21 protein-coding genes and 1 pseudogene are annotated in these 18,595 nt (G+C 63.8%); 11 read left to right on the plus strand and 11 right to left on the minus strand.

Annotated features, from left to right (window positions below):
• Nucleotides 1-30: 30 nt before the first annotated feature.
• Entirely contained in the window at nt 31-1,920 is a 1,890-nt protein-coding gene (gene speA, locus DI041_RS04775) for an arginine decarboxylase (protein WP_136639274.1), read from the minus strand.
• Nucleotides 1,921-2,111: 191 nt separating this feature from the next.
• On the opposite strand from speA, the gene speE reads away from it, so the two are divergent.
• Entirely contained in the window at nt 2,112-2,966 is an 855-nt protein-coding gene (speE, locus tag DI041_RS04780; RefSeq protein ID WP_136639275.1) for a polyamine aminopropyltransferase, read from the plus strand.
• A gap of 113 nt (nt 2,967-3,079) precedes the next feature.
• Here speE and DI041_RS04785 read toward each other — a convergent pair whose 3' ends face one another.
• Nucleotides 3,080-3,985 carry an aspartyl/asparaginyl beta-hydroxylase domain-containing protein gene (locus tag DI041_RS04785; protein ID WP_046984214.1) on the minus strand — a complete coding sequence of 302 codons (906 nt, stop codon included), beginning with the start codon at nt 3,983-3,985 and terminating at the stop codon, nt 3,080-3,082.
• 436 nt (nt 3,986-4,421) lie between these two features.
• On the opposite strand from DI041_RS04785, the gene DI041_RS04790 reads away from it, so the two are divergent.
• Nucleotides 4,422-5,081 (plus strand): RIO1 family regulatory kinase/ATPase domain-containing protein, encoded by a 660-nt coding sequence (locus DI041_RS04790; protein WP_136639277.1) that lies wholly within the window; start codon nt 4,422-4,424, stop codon nt 5,079-5,081.
• 144 nt (nt 5,082-5,225) lie between these two features.
• On the opposite strand, the gene DI041_RS04795 is transcribed toward DI041_RS04790, so the two are convergent.
• Nucleotides 5,226-5,564 (minus strand): P-II family nitrogen regulator, encoded by a 339-nt coding sequence (locus DI041_RS04795; protein ID WP_005411374.1) that lies wholly within the window; start codon nt 5,562-5,564, stop codon nt 5,226-5,228.
• Between the two features lie 136 nt (nt 5,565-5,700).
• Here DI041_RS04795 and ubiK point away from each other — a divergent pair, with 136 nt between their 5' ends.
• The 6 genes and pseudogenes from ubiK to DI041_RS04825 all read left to right on the plus strand — a co-directional run bounded on the left by ubiK (nt 5,701) and on the right by DI041_RS04825 (nt 8,589).
• Complete coding sequence (ubiK, locus tag DI041_RS04800; protein ID WP_136639278.1) at nt 5,701-5,952, plus strand: ubiquinone biosynthesis accessory factor UbiK; 252 nt, start codon at nt 5,701-5,703, stop codon at nt 5,950-5,952.
• 126 nt (nt 5,953-6,078) lie between these two features.
• Nucleotides 6,079-6,513, plus strand: a complete 435-nt coding sequence (gene arr / locus DI041_RS04805; RefSeq protein ID WP_136639279.1) for an NAD(+)--rifampin ADP-ribosyltransferase — start codon at nt 6,079-6,081, stop codon at nt 6,511-6,513.
• 548 nt (nt 6,514-7,061) lie between these two features.
• Nucleotides 7,062-7,613 carry a hypothetical protein gene (locus tag DI041_RS04810; RefSeq protein WP_136639280.1) on the plus strand — a complete coding sequence of 184 codons (552 nt, stop codon included), beginning with the start codon at nt 7,062-7,064 and terminating at the stop codon, nt 7,611-7,613.
• Nucleotides 7,610-8,089 (plus strand): hypothetical protein, encoded by a 480-nt coding sequence (locus DI041_RS04815; protein ID WP_136639281.1) that lies wholly within the window; start codon nt 7,610-7,612, stop codon nt 8,087-8,089. Before DI041_RS04810 ends, DI041_RS04815 begins: the two co-directional genes overlap by 4 nt.
• Nucleotides 8,053-8,262 carry an accessory factor UbiK family protein gene (locus DI041_RS04820; protein WP_136639282.1) on the plus strand — a complete coding sequence of 70 codons (210 nt, stop codon included), beginning with the start codon at nt 8,053-8,055 and terminating at the stop codon, nt 8,260-8,262. Before DI041_RS04815 ends, DI041_RS04820 begins: the two co-directional genes overlap by 37 nt.
• Nucleotides 8,247-8,589, plus strand: a pseudogene (locus DI041_RS04825) (NAD(+)--rifampin ADP-ribosyltransferase). Before DI041_RS04820 ends, DI041_RS04825 begins: the two are co-directional and overlap by 16 nt.
• Before the next feature lie 4 nt (nt 8,590-8,593).
• Here the strand turns inward: DI041_RS04825 and DI041_RS04830 are convergent.
• The 3 genes from DI041_RS04830 to DI041_RS04840 all read right to left on the minus strand — a co-directional run bounded on the left by DI041_RS04830 (nt 8,594) and on the right by DI041_RS04840 (nt 10,176).
• Entirely contained in the window at nt 8,594-9,028 is a 435-nt protein-coding gene (locus tag DI041_RS04830; protein ID WP_136639283.1) for a DUF4279 domain-containing protein, read from the minus strand.
• Nucleotides 9,029-9,120: 92 nt separating this feature from the next.
• Nucleotides 9,121-9,498 carry a hypothetical protein gene (locus DI041_RS04835; protein WP_136639284.1) on the minus strand — a complete coding sequence of 126 codons (378 nt, stop codon included), beginning with the start codon at nt 9,496-9,498 and terminating at the stop codon, nt 9,121-9,123.
• 75 nt (nt 9,499-9,573) lie between these two features.
• Nucleotides 9,574-10,176 carry a DUF998 domain-containing protein gene (locus DI041_RS04840; protein WP_136639285.1) on the minus strand — a complete coding sequence of 201 codons (603 nt, stop codon included), beginning with the start codon at nt 10,174-10,176 and terminating at the stop codon, nt 9,574-9,576.
• 629 nt (nt 10,177-10,805) lie between these two features.
• On the opposite strand from DI041_RS04840, the gene DI041_RS04845 reads away from it, so the two are divergent.
• Complete coding sequence (locus tag DI041_RS04845) at nt 10,806-11,162, plus strand: hypothetical protein (RefSeq protein WP_136639286.1); 357 nt, start codon at nt 10,806-10,808, stop codon at nt 11,160-11,162.
• Between the two features lie 45 nt (nt 11,163-11,207).
• Nucleotides 11,208-11,732 carry a cold-shock protein gene (locus tag DI041_RS04850; protein WP_136639287.1) on the plus strand — a complete coding sequence of 175 codons (525 nt, stop codon included), beginning with the start codon at nt 11,208-11,210 and terminating at the stop codon, nt 11,730-11,732.
• A gap of 111 nt (nt 11,733-11,843) precedes the next feature.
• Here DI041_RS04850 and DI041_RS04855 read toward each other — a convergent pair whose 3' ends face one another.
• From DI041_RS04855 to DI041_RS04865, 3 genes are all read right to left on the minus strand, one after another.
• Nucleotides 11,844-12,449: a hypothetical protein gene (locus tag DI041_RS04855; protein ID WP_136639288.1), complete on the minus strand. Its 606-nt coding sequence runs from the start codon at nt 12,447-12,449 to the stop codon at nt 11,844-11,846.
• Between the two features lie 49 nt (nt 12,450-12,498).
• Nucleotides 12,499-12,900 carry a hypothetical protein gene (locus tag DI041_RS04860; protein WP_136639289.1) on the minus strand — a complete coding sequence of 134 codons (402 nt, stop codon included), beginning with the start codon at nt 12,898-12,900 and terminating at the stop codon, nt 12,499-12,501.
• A gap of 236 nt (nt 12,901-13,136) precedes the next feature.
• Nucleotides 13,137-13,478, minus strand: a complete 342-nt coding sequence (locus DI041_RS04865) for a regulator of G-protein signaling domain-containing protein (RefSeq protein WP_136639290.1) — start codon at nt 13,476-13,478, stop codon at nt 13,137-13,139.
• A gap of 217 nt (nt 13,479-13,695) precedes the next feature.
• Between DI041_RS04865 and DI041_RS04870 the strand changes: the two genes are divergently transcribed.
• Nucleotides 13,696-15,195 carry a YifB family Mg chelatase-like AAA ATPase gene (locus DI041_RS04870; protein WP_136639291.1) on the plus strand — a complete coding sequence of 500 codons (1,500 nt, stop codon included), beginning with the start codon at nt 13,696-13,698 and terminating at the stop codon, nt 15,193-15,195.
• A 160-nt stretch (nt 15,196-15,355) separates the two neighbouring features.
• Here DI041_RS04870 and DI041_RS04875 read toward each other — a convergent pair whose 3' ends face one another.
• Entirely contained in the window at nt 15,356-15,742 is a 387-nt protein-coding gene (locus DI041_RS04875) for a hypothetical protein (RefSeq protein WP_046984163.1), read from the minus strand.
• Nucleotides 15,743-15,920: 178 nt separating this feature from the next.
• On the minus strand, nt 15,921-18,239 hold the full coding sequence (locus DI041_RS04880; protein ID WP_136639292.1) for a TonB-dependent receptor: 2,319 nt from the start codon (nt 18,237-18,239) through the stop codon (nt 15,921-15,923).
• Between the last annotated feature and the right edge of the window lie 356 nt (nt 18,240-18,595).

Below are 18,595 nucleotides of genomic sequence, written 5' to 3' on the forward strand. Positions count from 1 at the left end.
GCCGGGCCATGCCCGGCGTTCCCGTTTACCTCAGACCAGCGGTTCGTCGGACAGGTAGGTGTAGCCGGTCAGGCCGGCTTCCAGCGCTTCGGACAGCTCCTGCGCGCGCTCCGGCGACAGGTCGGCCGAAGCCACGCGTTCGGCATAGGCCGCACGCAGGTCATCCAGCTTGTAGCCCACGTAGTCCAGCATCACGTCGGTGGTATCGCCGCGGCGCTGCTGGGTGATGGCGTAACCATCGGCATCGGCCAGCACTTCCACCGCGTCGGTATCGCCGAACAGGTTGTGGATGTCGCCCAGGATCTCCTGGTAGGCGCCGACCATGAAGAAGCCGATGCGGTAGCTCTCGCCATGCTTCATTGCGTGCAGCGGCAGCGAGCTGTCCAGGCTTTCGTTCTCGACATAGGTCTTGACCATGCCATCGGAATCGCAGGTCATGTCGGCGATGATGCCGCGACGGTCCGGCGTCTCGTTCAGGCGCTCGATCGGCACGATCGGAAACACCTGGTCGATCGCCCACGCATCGGGAATCGATTCGAACACGCTGAAGTTGACGAAGTACTTGTCTACCAGGCGCTCGTTCAGTTCGTCCAGCGCCGGGCGATGGCTCTTTTCGTCATAGCTCAGGCGCGCACGCACACCGTGGGCGATGGCGTAGAACAGATCGTCGATGCGCGCACGCTGCGGCAGGTCGATCTGGCCCAGCGCATAGCTGGACAGGCCTTCGGCGTGGAAATGCTGGGCTTCCTGGAACAGTTCCACCGCCGGGCGCACGTCCAGTTCCTCGTGGATCTCGCGCAGGTGGCGGATCGAAGCCGGCTCGTCGTCGTGCTGGTCCGGCACGCGGCCTTCCTGCGCCTGTTCCACTTCAGACACGTTGGCGATCAGCACCGCATGGTGCGCGGTCATCGCGCGGCCGCACTCGGTGACGATGCGCGGCGGGGGCAGGCCGTGTTCTTCGCAGGCATTGGCCAGCGGCTGCACGATGTTGCTGGCATACGAATGCAGCCCGTAGTTGATCGAGCAGAAGCTGCGCGAACGGGTGCCTTCGTAATCCACGCCCAGGCCGCCGCCGACGTCCACATGGGTGATCTTCGCGCCCAGCTGTGACAGTTCGACGAAGTAGCGGGTGGCTTCGCGCATCCCGTTGGCGATGTCGCGCACGTTGGAGATCTGCGAGCCCATGTGGAAATGCAGCAGGCTCAGACAGTCGGCGTATTCGGTATCGCGCAGCGACTTCCACAGGTCCAGCAGCTGGCGCGGCGACAGGCCGAACTTGGCCTTGTCGCCACCGCTGTTCTGCCACTTGCCAGCGCCCAGCGAGGCCAGGCGCATGCGCACGCCCAGGCCCGGCTTCACATCCAGCGCCTTGGATTCTTCCAGCACCAGCTTCAGCTCGGACGGCTTCTCGATAACGATGAAGGTCTGCAGGCCCAGCTTGCGGCCGATCAGGGCCAGGCGGATGTACTCGCGATCCTTGTAGCCGTTGCAGACGATCAGACCGCCCGGGCGCGACAGCGCCAGCACCGCCATCAGTTCCGGCTTGCTGCCCGCTTCCAGGCCAAAGCCCTCGCCGTGATGGCTGGCCAGGGTGCCGGCCACACCGCGATGCTGGTTCACCTTGATCGGATAGACGGCGGTGTAGCCACCGGCGTAATCCCAATCGGCGCGGGCCTGGGTGAAGGCCGCCTGCAGCTTGCCCAGGCGCTGGCCCAGGATGTCCGGGAAGCGCACCAGCAGCGGCAGCTTGGCACCGGCCGCACGGGCCGCGTCCACCACCTTGGGCAGCGACACCACCGGGCCGTCTGCCCCGGTCGGTCTCACTACCATGTGCCCGGCCTGATCCACGTCGAAGTAACCGTCCGCCCAATGCGGGATCGAGTAGGTCTTGCGGGCTTGGTCGAGGGACCAATCGGTCATTGCAGTCGGCCTTGTTGGCAATAAAAGGGGGGGCATGATAACGCCTATATGCCCACAGGTTCGTTATCATGCGCGCCCGCGCCCGTGGCAGGTTCCAACCTGAACGGGCCGATCCGTCCGGATGTGGCATCTGTGCCACGCGGCCCCGCCCGCCAGCCCGGCTTCACCCCTCCGAACAGGACTGTTTTCCAATGACTGACAGCAACAACTGGTACATCGAACACTTCGAGCGCACGGGCTCGGCCATCGGCTACCGCATCACCGGCAAGCTGGACGAGGTGCAGTCGCCGTTCCAGAAGATCGAGATCTTCCAGACCACTGACTGGGGCAACCTGATGACCATCGACGGGGCCATCATGCTGACCAGCAAGGACAACTTCTTCTACCACGAGATGATCAGCCACCCGGTGCTGTTCACCCATGCCGCGCCCAAGCGCGTGGTGATCATCGGCGGCGGCGACTGCGGCACCCTGCGCGAAGTGCTCAAGCACAAGGGCGTGGAGAGCGTGACCCAGTGCGACATCGATGAGCAGGTGACGGTGATGGCGCGCAAGCACTTCCCGGAACTGTGCGATTCCAACGACGACCCGCGCGCCGAGCTGATGTTCGACGACGGCGTGGCCTACATGGCCAACTGCCCGGCCGGCAGCGTGGACGTGGTGATCGTCGATTCGACCGATCCGGTCGGCCCGGGTGAAGGCCTGTTCAACAAGGCGTTCTATGAGAGCTGCTTCAAGGCCCTGAAGGACGACGGCATCCTGGTGCAGCAGTCCGAGTCGCCGCTGATGCAGCTGGAACTGATCAACGAAATGCGCACCGAGATGGGCAAGGCCGGCTTCGGCTCGTTCAAGACCCTGCCGTTCCCGCAGCCGTGCTACCCCACCGGCTGGTGGAGCGTGACCCTGGCGCGCAAGGGCGAAAGCAGCTTCGACTTCCGCCAGGCCGACTCGGCCGCCAAGACCTTCGAGACCCTGTACTACACCGCCGCGCTGCACACCGGCGTGCTGGTGACCCCGCCGTTCGTGCAGGCGGCACTGAAGGGCTGATCGGAAAGCGTGCCAACCAAGGTTGGCACCTACCAAAGCAAAAACCCGCGCTGGCGACAGCGCGGGTTTTTTCGTTTTCCGGTAGCGCCGGGCCATGCCCGGCGGCGGTCCGCTTACAGCGCCCAGATACCCGCAATCACCGCCACCACCAAGCCCCACTTGATGACCTGGTAAGCCACCACGCTGCGCTCGCGCAGTGCCTTGGCCTTCAGGCGCACCTTGTAGACGCTGCCGAACGCCTTGTTGACGCCACCGGTCGGGTCACCCGGCAGGTTCGGCGACGCACCACCGGCCAGCAGCGTGGCCGCCACTGCGCGGTTGAACAGGCCCGGCAGGCCGAAGTGCAGCGGGCGGGCGATGTCGCAGAACAGGATCACGCGGTCATCGGGCGTCTCGTTGTGCGCGTGGTGGATGTAGGTCTCGTCGAACATCATCCACTCACCGTCGCGCCAGCTCTTCTTGATACCGTCCACTTCGATGTAGCAGCCGTCATTGTTGGGCGTGGCCAGGCCCAGGTGCAGGCGCAGCGAACCGGCGAACGGATCGCGGTGCGGGCGCAGCTCGCTGCCCGACGGCAGCTGCGCGAACATCGCCGCACGCACGTCCGGCAGCGACTCCAGCAGCGCGGTGGTCTTCGGGCACATCGCCTTCGCCGACGGGTGCGACGGGCCGTACCACTTCAGGTAGAAGCGCTTCCAACCACGGCGGAAGAACGAATTGAAGCCGGCGTCGTTGAACGTGCTGGAGGCGGCGATCTTCTGTGCATCGCGCAGCGCCAGTGCCTCATCGCGGATCATCTGCCAGTTCTGGCGCAGCGGCTCCAGCTGCGGGAACTCCTTGGCCGGGTCCAGGAACGGCGTGGTCGGTACCTTCGAGAACATGTACATGACCACGTTGATCGGGGCCATGAAACTGGAATGGTCCAGCAGCTGGCGCGACCAACGCGCGCGCACCTTTCCACGGAAGTGGATGTACAGCACGCAGGCGACGAACAGCGCTGCGATGACGATTTTGATGATCAAAGCACTTTCCTCCAGCCGCAGCCGGAACGGGAATCAGGGCGATGCACGGCCAGGCGGCCAGCACCGGAGGGGACCGCGGCAGGGGACGGGGACGTGCCGGAGAGGGGCGGCCGCCGATGTCGCGAATTAACAGCTTATGGTCGGCAGGCCGTGCGTCGGGGTCAAGCCGGGCGTGCGCGGCGTTCAGCGGAACGCGAATGAATGGACGGCAGGAAGGCACAACTGCCTGATCTGAAAGGCCCACTCCGACAAGTGAGACGGAATTGTCCGATTCAGCGTGACGAACTGTTCCAGCCACGACCCCGACATTTCTCCGACAAATCGTGGAATAGCGAACTGACGAGTACTAAAATTAACGAAAACTTAGTAACTCCCTGTAACACCGGTTCGCTTGACGCTTTGCGCCACCCACCGGGTCGTCCGAGACCCCGACATGTATCTTCCTGCTCTGCCCCCCTCCTCCTGCGGCGATGACGCCGCAGCCCCGCTGCTGCTCAAGCGCGGCGAACGCTTCCTGGCCCCCGACGTCTATCGCACCTGCCTGGACGGGCGCGAGGCGGTCATCAAGGACTATTCCCGCTACCGCGGCACTCCCGTTTCACTGATCGCGCGACTGATGGTGCGCCGTGAAGCCCGCATGCTGCAGCGCCTCGGCGGCTGGAAGCATGCCCCCGCGCTGCTCGGCACCCTCGGTGGCCTGGCGCTGGGCATGGAATTCATCCCCGGCCAGACCCTGAGCACTGCGCAGGCCGTCGGCAATGAAGTATTCGAGCAGCTGCAGCACGCGCTCAGCCGTTTGCACGCCGCCGGCATTACCCATAACGACCTGCATGGCACCAATGTGGTGGTCAGTGGCGGCGTGCCGGTGCTGCTGGACTTCACCTCGGCCTGGCGGGCCCCGCGTTGGCTGCGCCGCAACCCGCTGAGCCGCCAGATGCGCCGCAGCGACATGAAGAACCTGCTGAAGATCCGCCAGCGCGTAACCGGCCAGGCGCCGAGTGCCGCGCAGGCCGCACTGGTGGCCGACCCAGGCTGGGTCGCCGCCGTGCGCCAGGGCTGGAAGCGGTTCTATAAGTGGGCGAAGCGCCGGTAAGTGCTTTGCTTTGGTAGGGGTCGAGCTTGCTCGACCGCTTTACCTGCTTCACCTGCAGAGATCGAGCTCGCTCGACTGCTCTTCCTGCCTCGCGCGAAATGCAGCCGAGCATCGACTCGGCTCTACAACATCCCGCCAAAAGGCTTACAACGCGTCCGCGTCCAACTCACCGGTACGAATACGCACCACGCTGCCCAGGTCGTACACGAACACCTTGCCGTCACCAATCTTGCCGGTGCCTGCCGCCTTCACGATCGCCTCAACCACCGCCTCAACCTGGTCATCGGTCACCGCCACTTCCAGCTTCACCTTCGGCAGGAAATCGACCACATACTCCGCGCCACGGTACAGCTCGGTGTGGCCCTTCTGGCGACCAAAGCCCTTCACTTCCGTCACCGTGATCCCGGTGACCCCACGCTCGGCCAGCGCTTCGCGCACGTCGTCGAGCTTGAACGGCTTGATCACCGCCATGACCATCTTCATCGTCTATCTCCTGTCTTCCGGCGTGGAGGATAGCGCCTGAACACGCGCAGTGCGAAACAGCCCATGCCTGTGCGGGCGCCCGGCCCAGCAGTATCCTTGTGGCCTGCACGGCCCGCCCTACCCCACGGAGCACCCCATGATCGACCTGAACCACATCGATGACCTCGCCCGTCGCCTCAGCGACCTGGTGCCGCCGGGCCTGCGCGAATCGCGCGAGGAACTGCAGGCCACCTTCAAGAGCGCGCTGCAGGCCGGCCTGGCCAAACTCGACCTGGTCACCCGTGAGGAGTTCGAAGTGCAGCGCGCCGTGCTGCTGAAGACCCGCGAGAAGCTGGACGCACTGGAAACCGCCGTGCGTGAGCTGGAAGGGCGCGCCGCCGCAGAATGAAAAAAAGAGGCGCACCGCGCCTCCCGTTTACAGATTATTTCCCGGATGGGGCCTTGCAGCAAGGCCCACCGGGCGCCCTAGACTCGCCGGCCTGTCGATCCGGCAGGACACGCAGGGGCAGTGCCGATGGCGCAGGACACCGAATGGACACCCGTTTCGCATGACACCTGCGACCAGGTCGCCGGGCCGTTCTATCACGGCACCCGCGCAGACCTCGCGGTGGGCGAACTGCTGAGCGCGGGGTTCCGGTCCAACTATCGCGACAGTGTGGTGATGAACCACATCTACTTCACCACGATTGCCAAAGGCGCTGGGTTGGCTGCGGAGATGGCCAAGGGTGAGGGGCGACCGCGTGTGTATGTGGTGGAGCCGACCGGGCCGTTTGAGGACGACCCGAATGTCACCAACAAGAAATTTCCCGGGAATCCAACGCGGTCGTATCGGAGTGCGGAGCCGTTGCGGGTGGTTGGGGAGATTGTGGAGTGGGAGCTTTACGACGCGGAATTCGTTCGGCAGTTGAGGGCGTTTGTTGCTTCTGGCACCGGCGACATTATCAACTGATGTCCATGTGACGCCGAAGCCGTGCCTCGGCCTCTTCCAATAGCCCCGGGGTACTATTCTGCGCCCCGGCTCTCTGCACTGAAGGCACTTCGACAACGGAGCCGCGCGTCATGGACCGAATGATGGCTATCGGTTTGGCAAAGCAGAACCCAAGCTCAGTTGAATGAAACGTATAACCCGGCTGTGCTGGCCTCTATGATCGGGCGGTCCCGGCGTCGGGGTTTGCATAGTTCGCTCACTCAAGTTCAAATGCGGGAAGATCGCGCGCAGTGTGGGTAGATGGCACCCGCGCCAACTCCTGCAACTAGTGCTTGTAGAGAACTCACATGACAATGCGCGTTCGCCTCCTCCTCTTGCTTGCTCAACTGGCTTTGCTCTTCGGCTGCACGGCTACCGAGAATCCTGTGTCCGACACAACGCAACCCCCTCCAACGGCTGCTGACAACGACCATACAAGCAGGACACCCGCCACAATCATTCAGCCAAAACCCGATCGCCCCAACGCGGACAGTTCTGCTGCCATCTCATGGGAGCAGGAGGTGCGCCGCATGTCTGAAGACAAGGCCGCGTACCTGGATTCAATCAATAACCGCTACTTCGGCGCCGTCGCTTATGAGAACGAACAGGAGCGGCGTTACCTGGAGGACTCTGGCTTCCCCAGTATCGACGAGTGGCTCCAGGCACGAACGATGAGCGACAACCAGCTGCAGCAATGGGCGAGCAGCGGTGACGGTAAGGCGATGGCTTTCTACATTGACAGGATGCTCGAGCGTGCCACGCCATATCTGCACCTGCGCGGCGTCGATGACACCGCCTACAAAGCAAGCCCCGCCGCATCCTACGCCCTCAAAGCCTACGAGTTTTCGACCCAGGTTCAGTCTAGCCACAAGAGTCCATTCTCGGGCTATCTCCTCGGTGCGATGTTCTCCACGCTGGCCTACCTACAGTCACCAGAGTCTGCCGCTGCAGGGATCATGGCCGCCCGTGATGCTGGTGATCCACGGGCAAGCGCCCTACTGCTCACGTACGAAGCGAATCACCCAGGAATGGATCAGCAAGCAATCCTGGCAGCTCGTCGCGCCATGGAAATATCCCGATGAATCAATCGATCTTGCGGCTCGCGGTTACGTCACTGCTGTTGCTCTGCGTATCACTCTGGCTCTCGCAGAACGTAGCAGCAGCGACAGCTGCTACTTTCAACATGAATGGCCTCCACCTTGGTGCCACTGCAGCAGAGATTCGCAAGGCATTTCCTACTGCCAGCTGTGAATCCAGTTGCGTGGGACAAGGCGCCGTCTACCTGGGGACTTCCGGGAAATTCGTCGCCTTTCTCCGCGATGGGAAAGCCACCATGCTTGCCATGGAGTTCCCTTCGATGTCCGAGGGTGAACGAGCGCGTGTGCGTGCAGAACTGGAGAAGATATATGGACCGCCCACGGACAACCTTGGGATCATCGGCTGCGATGAGTGGGCCATGTCCAATGGCTTCGTCGCAGCCTGCCTCAACGAAGAATTGAACCACATCGTTTTCAGCAATGAATCCCGCGTGGATGTGAACAGGCGCCACAGCAATTGAGCGGAACCGCAGGCCACCGTCAAGAGCTTGACCAGGCCGGCCTGGCCAAGCTCGACCTGGTCACCCGCAAAGAGTGCGAAGCGCAGCGCGCCATGCTGCTGAAGACCCGCGAGAAGCTGGATGCGCTGGAAACAGCCGTGCGCGATCTGGACTCGCGGTGGGCGAACTGCTGAGCGCGGGGTTCCGGTCCAACTATCGCGACAGCGTGGTGATGAACCACATCTACTTCACCACGATTGCCAAAGGCGCTGGGCTGGCTGCGGAGATGGCTCGCAGTGAGGGGCGGCCGCGCGTGTATGTGGTGGTGCCGACCGGACCGTTCGAGGACGATCCGAACGTGACCAACAAGAAGTTTCCCGGGAACCCGACGCGGTCGTATCGGAGTGCACAGCTCTTGCGGGTGGTCGAGGAAATTTGTGGAGTGGGAGCTCTACGACGCGGAGTTCGTTCGGCAGTTGAAGGAATATGTTGCGTCAGGGAGTGGGGAGATCATCAATTGATGATCTACTGGCGTTGGGCATTGCGCACCTCTTCCTCGGCATCGTAGATGTCCAGCCCGAGCTCGATGCCACGTTGTCCCAAGGCAAGCAGCGCGCGGGGCGAAAGCGAGACACCATCATTGCCACTGCCCATGAAGAGACCGCAGAACAGGTCAGGCCGAAACCGCGCCAGTGATCCCCATATGGCGAGATCTCCGGTGAGTTGATCAAGGATCTCGAAGATCTGAGCCTCCAGATCTTCTGGCTCACGACGAGGCGCGCTGAGTCGCCAGCTTCCGGTCCTGGCGATACGCACGGTGCCTGATTGGCTGCCCTTAAGTTCCTGCCCCTTGTGATGCGAAACGGTTGGAGTCGCCCCGAGCAAGGCACTGATCTCGTCTGGCAAGAGGTCGTCCCCGAAGAATCGGAGGGTTACCAGGGAATGATCGAATGCGGCCATCGGAATCCAATTGTCCTCTTCTGAATCTCTTCCAGTACGTGCGCCGCTTTGATGTCACTACCGGCCAGAGACGGACCCAGCACCACCTCCGCCTAGCCGGAGCGCATCATCGACCCAATGACGAACGCCGCCGTAAGGCCCGCCCAGGACAGTACCGCCACGACGACCAGCAGCACCTTCCGATGCACCGCCTGCGCCTCGTGCCGGTAGGGCGCCTTGCGATCGTATGGCCTGATCAGCCCGAACAGTTCGCCGGTAATTGTCAGTGCTCCCAGCAGCAACAGGGCAAGCATGCAGAACCCGAACAGCGTTCCAACGTTGCCCAACCTGGCGCCGTCGGTCGCGGTGACGGAATGACCGGCAAGGGCTTCGAAGAACGTCCCGACCCAGCCGGCCAACAACCCGGCCAGGATCGCGACGAACCCCAGATGGCTGAAAAGATGCACCCAGAAGCGGGCTGGAAGTTTCATCGCGTGAGGTCCTTCATCCAGTCAGAAGTAGTGGGCGGGCCACTACTTGAACACATCAACCCGCATGTGTCCCCATCAGTGCACGAGGTGCGTCTTCAGCTCGTTGGAATCCCTGCGCAGCAGGTACAGCGCAACCACAAATGGCCACAGCGAGTTGATCGACGAGAACAGACGCTGAGTCAGCCCCCGGTAGCCTTCCGGGTCCGCTCCCACCACGTTCAACCAGAGATAGACGATTCCCGCGATGCTCACCAATGCGGTCACAGCGTACGCCCTTCGGTTCGTCGACCACGCACTCAGTTCGATGTGCGACATCGCCGGTGCAATGATGTTTGCGATACCGATGGTGTAGAAGCCGTGCATCGGATGGCCCATGGGCCAGAGCCCGTTGGTCAGCATGGAGACGCCAAAGATCATCCAGCAGATCGCGCCTACGGCAATCCGGCGACCGGACTCCCGCCATACCCCGATGGAGAACGCCACGAAGCCCACGCCGGAGCCGATGGCGGCAATCCTGCCGCAAACGCTTGCGATCGTTGGCGCCTGCAGCAGCTCGCTGGCGTGTTGTGCAAGCGGGTTGTAGCCCGGCGCGAACACGGCGGCAACGCTGGTCCAGAACAGGAACCACGGAAGCGGGACCAGACCCGCAGACAGAAGAAGTCGATTGCGGCGTAACACGTGCAGTGATCCTTTTCTTGGCCTGCGCCAGTGGGTGGAATCCGTTCAAACGACGCAGAGCCTTCCTGCTCCGGGCAGGACAGCTCCGGATGACTACAGCGGTAGTCAGATTCTGCGTGACGCTCTGCGGGGTCAATAGGCAGAAAGTCACTCACGCCTTGGGGCAAGTACGCGGCACCCATCAGCGGCCGTCGGACCAATGTTGTCGCATTTGCCGCCCCTTGCGTCTCTGGGGGAAGGTTCTGACGACTCCGTTCCAGAAGTGCCGTTCCGCCTAGCACGCCAAGGCTCTCGCCTCTTCCGGTGCTATGCGACAATGCCAAAAGCGTCTCGGGTTTTGGCGGCATTGACCCCTACCCGTTGGCATTCCGAACAACAGCAGGTAATCGTTACTTCGCCACCGTGCATCGGTGGTCGGGACTCGAAAACCCGGATTGCTAGACGTAAGTTTGCGCTTGCCAGCCGGCATCACCTCGCGTGGTGCCGGCTGGCAATCCGTCTGCCGGCTATGGCGGGCGGGGCGTGGGGGTCTTGTACCCGCCGGCTTTGTCTAGCAACCGGTTTTCGAGCCACGCCCTGTCCGCCACCTTTATCGGTGGCGGCTTCTGCCTGCATGCACGGAGCCCGCCATGACCACGCCGCACTCCCCACCCCCGCGCCCCATCCAGCAAGCGCCCTCGGCCGCTCCGGCCCCGGACCCCAACAGCCTCATCGCCATCCTGCACGCCATCGGCGCGGGCGCTGCGGCCGACGGGCAGCCCTGGCCCGAGCGGCACCATCTACGCAGCCGGCAGATGGCGTTGTCCGACGCCGACTGCGCGCTCACCGGCCAGCGCATCGTGCAGGAGATCCTGCTGGCGGCCGAGCGCACGCGCCAGAACGGTGAGCCCGAGCAGTACGTGGGCGACAGGGTGATGGAGGGGCTGGTGATGGCCGATCTCGCGCTGACCGCCTTCATCCACGAGCAGATGCGCCCCAAGGACTGAGCGCGCTTGTGGCGCGGAGTTTTCTGCCTGTGTGCGGGGTGACGAATGAAGATGCACGGCCTTGCCGCTGCAGCGGTGTGCATCGCGGTGATCGGCGCGATGTGGGTGGAGTGGCCCGAGCCAGCGGGCGATCAAGTGTGGGCCTACCAGAAGCTACAGCCGGCCGATTACCGCCTGCTGCACAGTGATGCGCGCGGCTTCGTGACCGCGAAGGCCCACGAGGGCTTTGAACTTCACGCGCGCCATGCCGGGGCGACGCCCTTCGAGATCCGATGCAAGGGCGTGCTGGTGATGGAGGTGGAGAACGCACCCTCGCGCGTGCTGATCCGGATGCCTGCCGATGCACGGTGGCGGGCGCCGGATATCGAGCGCCTGCGCAGCAGCTTCGAACGCTGGCTGGATCTACACCAGAGCCAAGGAAAGTTGCTGGTGGAAAGTGCGGGGCCTTCGTGGGTTGAGGCGCGGTTTGGGCGCTTCACTGGGTTGATGCCTGATGAGCAGCGGTGCCACTTTGGGGGTCAGCTCAGCGCCCGTCAGAATCCCCGTGGCCGCTTCGCCAGCAGACTATGATGGCCCCTCGGACTGGGATCAACTTCTGCTCGTCCAGCCGCGCCAGGCCCGATTCCTTCCTCTGCGTTGGTCCACCGACAAAGATCAGCCGGCTGCACATCCCACACGCCATCACACCTTGCCTTGCAGCCGCTCCAGCCGCCGCATCCGCTTTACTTCCTTGCCTATCACAGGGTCGGATCGCAGCTCGTTCAGCAGCATCTTCGCCCTGGGGCTGCGGGACTTCTTCAGGGCGAACAGCAGTAGCACACGCTTGGAGCCAGCGTTGGGATCACTCGCCAGCCTGATGACATCATCAATGACGGTGTCATCGGCTGCAGCGAACAGGACGCCAGCGGTCAGATAGTCGATCTGTGGCGGTAGCGCCAGCGTGTCACTTTCATACATTTCAACCAGGTGCGGCCACCACGTTCGTGCGCCGGGTGTGGCCAGGGCGCGCAGAATTCCTTCGCGAACGCACTTTGGGTAGGGGATCGGTGCGTGCACGAGAAGTACGCGCAGGGCCGCGTCGTTGTCGCCCTTCCAGCCCACAAGGTCCCATACGGAATCGACATTCACTCCGGCTCCACGAAGCTCCCGGACCAGTCCGGCCTCCGCTTCCGCGAGGATCCCAGCGGCTTTCATTCGTTGTGCCTCTCTTTCCCGCTCACGCCGTACGAACTCCGGATCGGACATCAGTCTGTCCATCAGCTGTGAGGCGGTGATACGTTCGCTCATGCGTTGATCTCTCGAAAGCAGCAGCGGCCCAGCAGACGACGCCAGCACATCATTCCCACTGCGTTCTACACGGATGCGCAGTTTCAATCGCTCTGATCGCCCTTGCGACTTCTTCGCGGGGGCTTACTGCTGGCGACAGGACCATCGGGCCGAGATTGGATTCAATGGGCGCCGTCTTGTCCAGCGCATCATGCAGAAGAGGCAGCACTGGACGAGCTCGACACCCCAGCATCGCCAGCATCCTGGAGGCGTAGAACCGGCCCACATCCCCATCCACCTTCAGCAGAGAAGCGATCTCTTGCACGCTGGAAGGACTGGCCGTATCAAGCTGTCGTTTCCCGAGACTCGACAGACATTCAAACAAGGCTCTCATGGCCAAGGCCCTTCGATCCGCATTCGGCTGTGCTTTCAGCCCACGAACCTGCTGGACGACATCCCGATTCACATCCATGTGATCCACATCAATGCCGCATGCCCTCATCTCGTGGAGGGCCGCCGACGAAGCAGCGCCAGGCCCTGTGTTAGGACCAACGCCGTCGCCGCTGCTCGCCCTTACCTGCCCTATCAGACCAAGCCAAACAGCCAGGACGACGCATACCGCGGCACTCATCGAGCAACCGCGCATCCGAGGCTCAGCCCTGTGCCAGGAATCACTGGGGGAAGACGCAGGAACCATCACCACTCCCTTCATTCAATACTGAACGTGCACCCATCCTTGCCCACCACGACGTTCAATGTCTGGCGAACGCCGGCGGCAACATAGACATCACCCTGGCAATGGGTTGCCTCCGAATCCAGTGACCTTCTATAGGTGACCTCTACTGCCGAGTCCAAGGCAACATCCATTCGGCCAGACGCTTTCATGCCCGCCGGCAGCTGGCTCTCATCGAACGTGTTCCCTCCGGCCTGCAATCTGACCTGGTAGATCGCCTCTCCGGATTCATTGCTCACATTCACGCGCAGGCCGGGCGGCGAACTGCAGCCAATGAATGAGAATAACCCAGCCCACATCAGAATCGACTTTCGCATCGCCACTCATCCATGTCAGAGCTGAGCAAGCCTTCTACGTCCCCACCTTGACGCGCAGGCAGACGCGCCCGTGCGCATGGGGCCACTATATCGCCCTCAAACTTCGCTGTTGAACACGCCGCTCCAGAATCCCCCTAGCCGCTTCGCCAGCAATCCCCGATAGTCCAACGCAGATTGCCTGCTTCACCATCAAGCGTCTTTCTGCGGGAAACCACACATGAGCCTGGCGCTGGTCCACAGCCGTGCCCGCGCCGGGGTCGACGCCCCGCTGGTGCGGGTGGAAGTGCACCTCTCTGGCGGCCTGCCTGCCACCCAGATTGTCGGACTGGCCGAGACCAGCGTGCGCGAATCCCGCGAGCGCGTGCGTGCCGCCCTGCTCTGTGCACGCTTCGACTTTCCGCAGCGGCGCATCACGTTGAACCTCGCGCCCGCCGACCTGCCCAAGGAAGGTGGGCGTTACGACCTGGCGATCGCACTGGGCATTTTGGCGGCCAGCGGTCAGGTCGATCCGCAGTCGCTGCTTCAGTACGAGTTCCTGGGCGAGCTGGGGCTGACCGGCGAACTGCGGCCGGTGGCTGGAGCACTGCCGGCCGCGATTGCGGCGGCTGATGCCGGGCGTATCCTGGTGGTGCCGCCGGGCAATGCCGCCGAGGCTGCGTTGGCCGAGCACGCTGACGTGCGGGTAGCGCGTACGTTGCTGGAGTGCTGCGCTGGGTTGGGGAACCCACGCCTGCTGCCGCCAGTAGAGCGTGTCGACACGACACCGTTGCCACTGCCCGATCTGGCCGACGTCCGCGGGCAGGCGCATGCACGGCGCGCGTTGGAGGTCGCCGCTGCGGGTGGACACCACCTATTACTGATCGGTAGCCCTGGTTGCGGCAAGACGCTGTTGGCTTCGCGCCTGCCCAGCCTGCTGCCGAACACCGAGGAAGCAGAGGCGCTGCAGCTGGCCGCGATTGCCTCGGTGAGTGGTGAAGGGCTGGACCCGCGGCGCTGGCGGCAACGGCCGTTCCGTTCTCCCCACCACAGTGCGAGCGCGGCGGCGCTGGTGGGTGGCGGCAATCCGCCCTGCCCCGGCGAGATCTCGCTTGCCCATCACGGCGTGCTGTTCCTCGATGAGCTTCCAGAGTGGAATCGCAGCGCACTGGAAACCCTGCGCGAGCCACTGGAATCCGGACACATCCGCATCGCCCGTGCGGCGCGCAGTGTGCAGTATCCCGCGCGCTTCCAGCTGGTTGCAGCGATGAATCCCTGCCCGTGCGGCTGGGCCGGTGACCGCAGCAACCGCTGCCTGTGCAGCGACGAACGTATCAACCGCTACTGCGCGCGGGTGTCCGGTCCGTTGCTGGACCGTATCGACCTGCATATCGGCGTGACGCGCATGGACGCGGTGGAGCTGCGGGAGAGCACACCGCTGGGTGAGCCCAGTGCATCGGTGCGTGAGCGGGTGGAAGCCGCCCATGCCCGGCAGCAGGCACGTGGCGGGCTCAATGCGCATCTTCCGCCGGCGGCGCTGCGGGCGTGCACGAAGCTGAGCGAGGGCGATCAGGATCTTTTGGAGCAGGCCATTGAGCGTCTGCAGCTATCCGCACGGGCGATGCACAGGATTCTGCGGGTGGCGCGCACGATTGCTGATCTGGCGGGGTGTGAAACGATCCAGACGGCGCATCTGGCTGAGGCGATTGGCTATCGGCAGTTGGACCGGGGAAAGCCATAGAAACGCCGGTCGAGTTGGCTATGGGTGGAGTCGACCGTTGGTCGACTCGCGCGCGAAGCGCGGCTCTCTGTGGGGTAGATGCGAAGAGCGGTCGACTAACAGTCGACCCCACCGAGGGCGGGTCATGGCCGCCCAGCGACGCAAGGGACGTCCCCGCGCATCACGCTGCGGAATCAATCCGCCCGCGCCTGGCCAGCAACGCCACCCGACGGCTGACCAGCGCGTGCAGCTCCGCCAGCTCCGACGCCCGGTCAGCCGTCATGTTCCCGCCGAACAGCACCCGCGACAACGCCGCCTCGTCGCTGTCGTGCGGATGCTGCCACCGGTCCCGGTACACCTTCTGGCAGACCAGCCAGGCCAGCCGCAGCCCCCCACCGGGCAACGGACGCACCACGCGTTCGTAGACCTGCCAGAACTGATATTCGGCCTGCAGGTCGATTACAGGCGCCACGGACAGCGCCTGCCGGGGCCGTCCTGGGCCCCGGATGCCGAACAGCGGGGTTCGCGGGTTGTGCTGTGCCATGCCAACAGGATGGCCCAGCAACATTGTGGGAACCTTGCGTCTTCGCCAGAAAAGCCCTGTTGTTTGCGCAATGCGGGTTTGTAGGCGGGTTTTGGGGGTCAGAGCCCTTTGCGTGCAAAGGGATCTGACCCCCGATCACGGGATGGCTGCGGGGTCGGATCCCTTTGCGCGGCAAAGGGCTCTGACCCCACCTCTCGTTGCCTCAGAACGCCATCGAGGTACTGAACATCAGCTGCCGGGGCGCGCTGCGCTGCAGGGTCTGGTAGTCCCCCGAGAACGACGAGCCGGCGATGGTGGCAGTGCCGATGTTGTGGCGGTTGAACAGGTTGCTCACGTCCAGCCGCAGCTCCAGGCCGGGCACCACGCTGTCCGCACCGAAGCGATAGGCGGCATAGGTGTTGACCTGCCAGAAGGTCGGCACGCGGATGTCGTTCTCGTAGGTGAAAGGCTGGCGCAGGTAGGAGGTGCTGGTGGTACCGAAGCGCCAGTCACCGAAATGCGCCGATAGGTCACTGACCAGCGAGATCTGCGGGTAGCCCGGCTGCGCGTTGCCCTTGATCGGGTACACCGTGTCGCCCACCACGAAATCACTGTCGTAGTAAGAACGGGCCACGGCCACGCCCTGGTAGAACTGCAGGTGGTCGGTCAGGTCGGCGGTGATGCCGAGGTCGGCACCAATCACGTGCATCTTCGGCATCAGCCGCACGGTATTGATCTGAGCGAACTGGGTGCCGATGGCGGCCGACAGCAGGCGATTGCGGATGTCGTTGTAGAACACATCGCCGGTGATCGTCAGCCGGTCGAAGCGGTGCGATGCGCCCACGGTGAGGTTCCAGTTCTTTTCCGGGCGCAGGGTGCCCGCCACGCGGTCGAACTCTTCCTGGTCGGTGATGGTCCATGCCGAGGCGGTGTAGCCGATGTTGCCGCGCTGGGCCACGCGATAGCCATTCATGGTATTGGCCAGGTCGATGAAGGCGTCGGTGGATTCGGTCGGGCTCCAGAACAGCGAGACGTGCGGCAGGAAGTTGCTCTTGGCGCGCAGCGTGCCGTTCACCGGCCGGTCCTTGGCATCACCCAGGCCGCCACCGCTGGTGCGGAAGTCCACGGCCTTGAAGCCGACACCCAGCTTCAGCGTGTCGTTCAACACGATGTCGTCCTGCAGGTAGAACTGGCGCGAGCGGGTCACCCAGCTCGACGCGTTGTCGGTCTTGAACGCGGGGCCATACACATCGAACGGACCGGTGGCCTTCAGCGGCGGGCCCTCGCCCAGCAGCGGCTGCTGGTACCACTCGGTCTTGGCCGCGGCCTTGCTCTTCTCCTGCCAGAAGCCGGCGGTGAACGTGTGCGCGCCGGTCTCGAACTGCAGGTTGAACATGCCACCCAGCCGATTCACACGCGGCGTCTGCACCTGTTCGGAGAACGGTGCGCCGTTTGGCGACGGCACGGTCGGGTCGGTGAGCGTGGCCTGGGTGTGGCTGTTGGCGTTGTACAGCTGCACGTTGCCGCTCAGGGCCGGGGTGATCTGGAAGCGATGGTTGATCGAGGACACGCGGTCGCGGGTGATCTGGCCGGTGTCGTACGGGATCAGTTCGGACAGCTCACCGCAGGTGTAGGCACCGCAGGATTTGTCGGCGTTCTCCGGCGAGGCCACGTACCAGGCCCACGCATAATCCGGATAGAAGATGTCGGCCTTCCAGCCCAGCTTGCGGATCATATCGAAGGAAATGTTGTTGTAACCCCAGACCTTGGCCTTGCTGTCGGACAGGAACACGGTGACATCGCCCCAGGCGACGTCCTGCTGCAGCTTCAGATCGCCGCGCAGGAAGTTCTGCGTGCCCTCGCCCTGGTACTTGTCGGCGGACACCCGCTGCAGGTCGACCAGCACCTTCGGGCCGTGCTCACCGAGCTGGCCGCTCTGCCCGGATACGGTGGTGACCAACGTGTTGTTGCTGCCCACGCCCTGCTTCACGCGCAGGCTGGGCGTGTCCTGCAGGTCGCGCAGGCGGTACTCCAGGCTGCCGCCGTTGACGCTGCTGGAGAACACGCTGACCGGTGCGCCGCCGGGGCTGACCGTGATCGCGCCGATGCCATCGGGTACGCCCACGTTCACCACGCTGGTGCCGGTGAGCGAGAGGAAACCGTTGTCGTTCAGCGGCACGCCTTCGAAGGTGATGCCCATTTCGTTCATGCGGAAGCCGCGCACGAACAGGCTGGTGGCGGAGATATCCAGACCCAGCCCGTCGGTGGCGGTGTAGCTGGCACCCGGCACCTGCTTGAGCATGGCCAGGCCGTTGTTGCCGGTGACCATCGCGTCGAGGTCTTCGGCCTTGATGATGTAGCGGTTGGGGCCGACCACCTGGGTCGGTGCAACGGCGGCGCCGCGCGGCGTGGCGATCACCTGCAGCGCGTTCAAGGTGGTGGGGGTGTCATGTGCTGCGTCGTGGGTCTCGGCGGCATACGCAGGTGCGGCGATGGCCGTGATGATGGCCAGGGCGAGACGCGTCGTGGGTGGGGTGTTCATGGGCAGATCCAGGGTGCAGGGAGAGAGCGGCGCAGGCGCACGCCCAGCGCGTTGCAGCACCGGTGTCGGCGCCCTGGCTGGCGATGCGATTGCGTTGAGGGAGTGACAGCGCAGTGCGCGCCGGTCAGTGGCAGAGGAAGACGATCCTCTGCCTCAGGATTCGATGGCGTGATTTCGACGTGCGAAATTCTTGCATCGCAGTGCCGCATCCGCCATTGCACCGTGGTACAGCGCCGATGGCGGTGGGGATGGGTGGGCTATACGTGGGTATAGCCCCGGCGTGGTGGAGGCCGACCTTGGTCGGCGCTTGCCGTCTGCGTGTGCCAACCAAGGTTGGCAACCACCTTGGGCGGATG

This window comes from Stenotrophomonas maltophilia (assembly GCF_004920835.1).
GTDB classification, from domain to species: Bacteria; Pseudomonadota; Gammaproteobacteria; order Xanthomonadales; family Xanthomonadaceae; genus Stenotrophomonas; species Stenotrophomonas maltophilia_AQ.

Bases quoted from the DNA above. Each gene is read 5' to 3' on its own strand.
- speA (WP_136639274.1), bottom strand. From the start codon at position 1,920: ATGACCGATTGGTCCCTCGACCAAGCCCGCAAGACCTACTCGATCCCG.
- speE (WP_136639275.1), top strand. From the start codon at position 2,112: ATGACTGACAGCAACAACTGGTACATCGAACACTTCGAGCGCACGGGC.
- DI041_RS04790 (WP_136639277.1), top strand. From the start codon at position 4,422: ATGTATCTTCCTGCTCTGCCCCCCTCCTCCTGCGGCGATGACGCCGCA.
- DI041_RS04795 (WP_005411374.1), bottom strand. From the start codon at position 5,564: ATGAAGATGGTCATGGCGGTGATCAAGCCGTTCAAGCTCGACGACGTG.
- ubiK (WP_136639278.1), top strand. From the start codon at position 5,701: ATGATCGACCTGAACCACATCGATGACCTCGCCCGTCGCCTCAGCGAC.
- arr (WP_136639279.1), top strand. From the start codon at position 6,079: ATGGCGCAGGACACCGAATGGACACCCGTTTCGCATGACACCTGCGAC.
- DI041_RS04810 (WP_136639280.1), top strand. From the start codon at position 7,062: ATGTCTGAAGACAAGGCCGCGTACCTGGATTCAATCAATAACCGCTAC.
- DI041_RS04815 (WP_136639281.1), top strand. From the start codon at position 7,610: ATGAATCAATCGATCTTGCGGCTCGCGGTTACGTCACTGCTGTTGCTC.
- DI041_RS04830 (WP_136639283.1), bottom strand. From the start codon at position 9,028: ATGGCCGCATTCGATCATTCCCTGGTAACCCTCCGATTCTTCGGGGAC.
- DI041_RS04835 (WP_136639284.1), bottom strand. From the start codon at position 9,498: ATGAAACTTCCAGCCCGCTTCTGGGTGCATCTTTTCAGCCATCTGGGG.
- DI041_RS04845 (WP_136639286.1), top strand. From the start codon at position 10,806: ATGACCACGCCGCACTCCCCACCCCCGCGCCCCATCCAGCAAGCGCCC.
- DI041_RS04850 (WP_136639287.1), top strand. From the start codon at position 11,208: ATGAAGATGCACGGCCTTGCCGCTGCAGCGGTGTGCATCGCGGTGATC.
- DI041_RS04855 (WP_136639288.1), bottom strand. From the start codon at position 12,449: ATGAGCGAACGTATCACCGCCTCACAGCTGATGGACAGACTGATGTCC.
- DI041_RS04860 (WP_136639289.1), bottom strand. From the start codon at position 12,900: ATGGATGTGAATCGGGATGTCGTCCAGCAGGTTCGTGGGCTGAAAGCA.
- DI041_RS04865 (WP_136639290.1), bottom strand. From the start codon at position 13,478: ATGCGAAAGTCGATTCTGATGTGGGCTGGGTTATTCTCATTCATTGGC.
- DI041_RS04870 (WP_136639291.1), top strand. From the start codon at position 13,696: ATGAGCCTGGCGCTGGTCCACAGCCGTGCCCGCGCCGGGGTCGACGCC.
- DI041_RS04875 (WP_046984163.1), bottom strand. From the start codon at position 15,742: ATGTTGCTGGGCCATCCTGTTGGCATGGCACAGCACAACCCGCGAACC.
- DI041_RS04880 (WP_136639292.1), bottom strand. From the start codon at position 18,239: ATGAACACCCCACCCACGACGCGTCTCGCCCTGGCCATCATCACGGCC.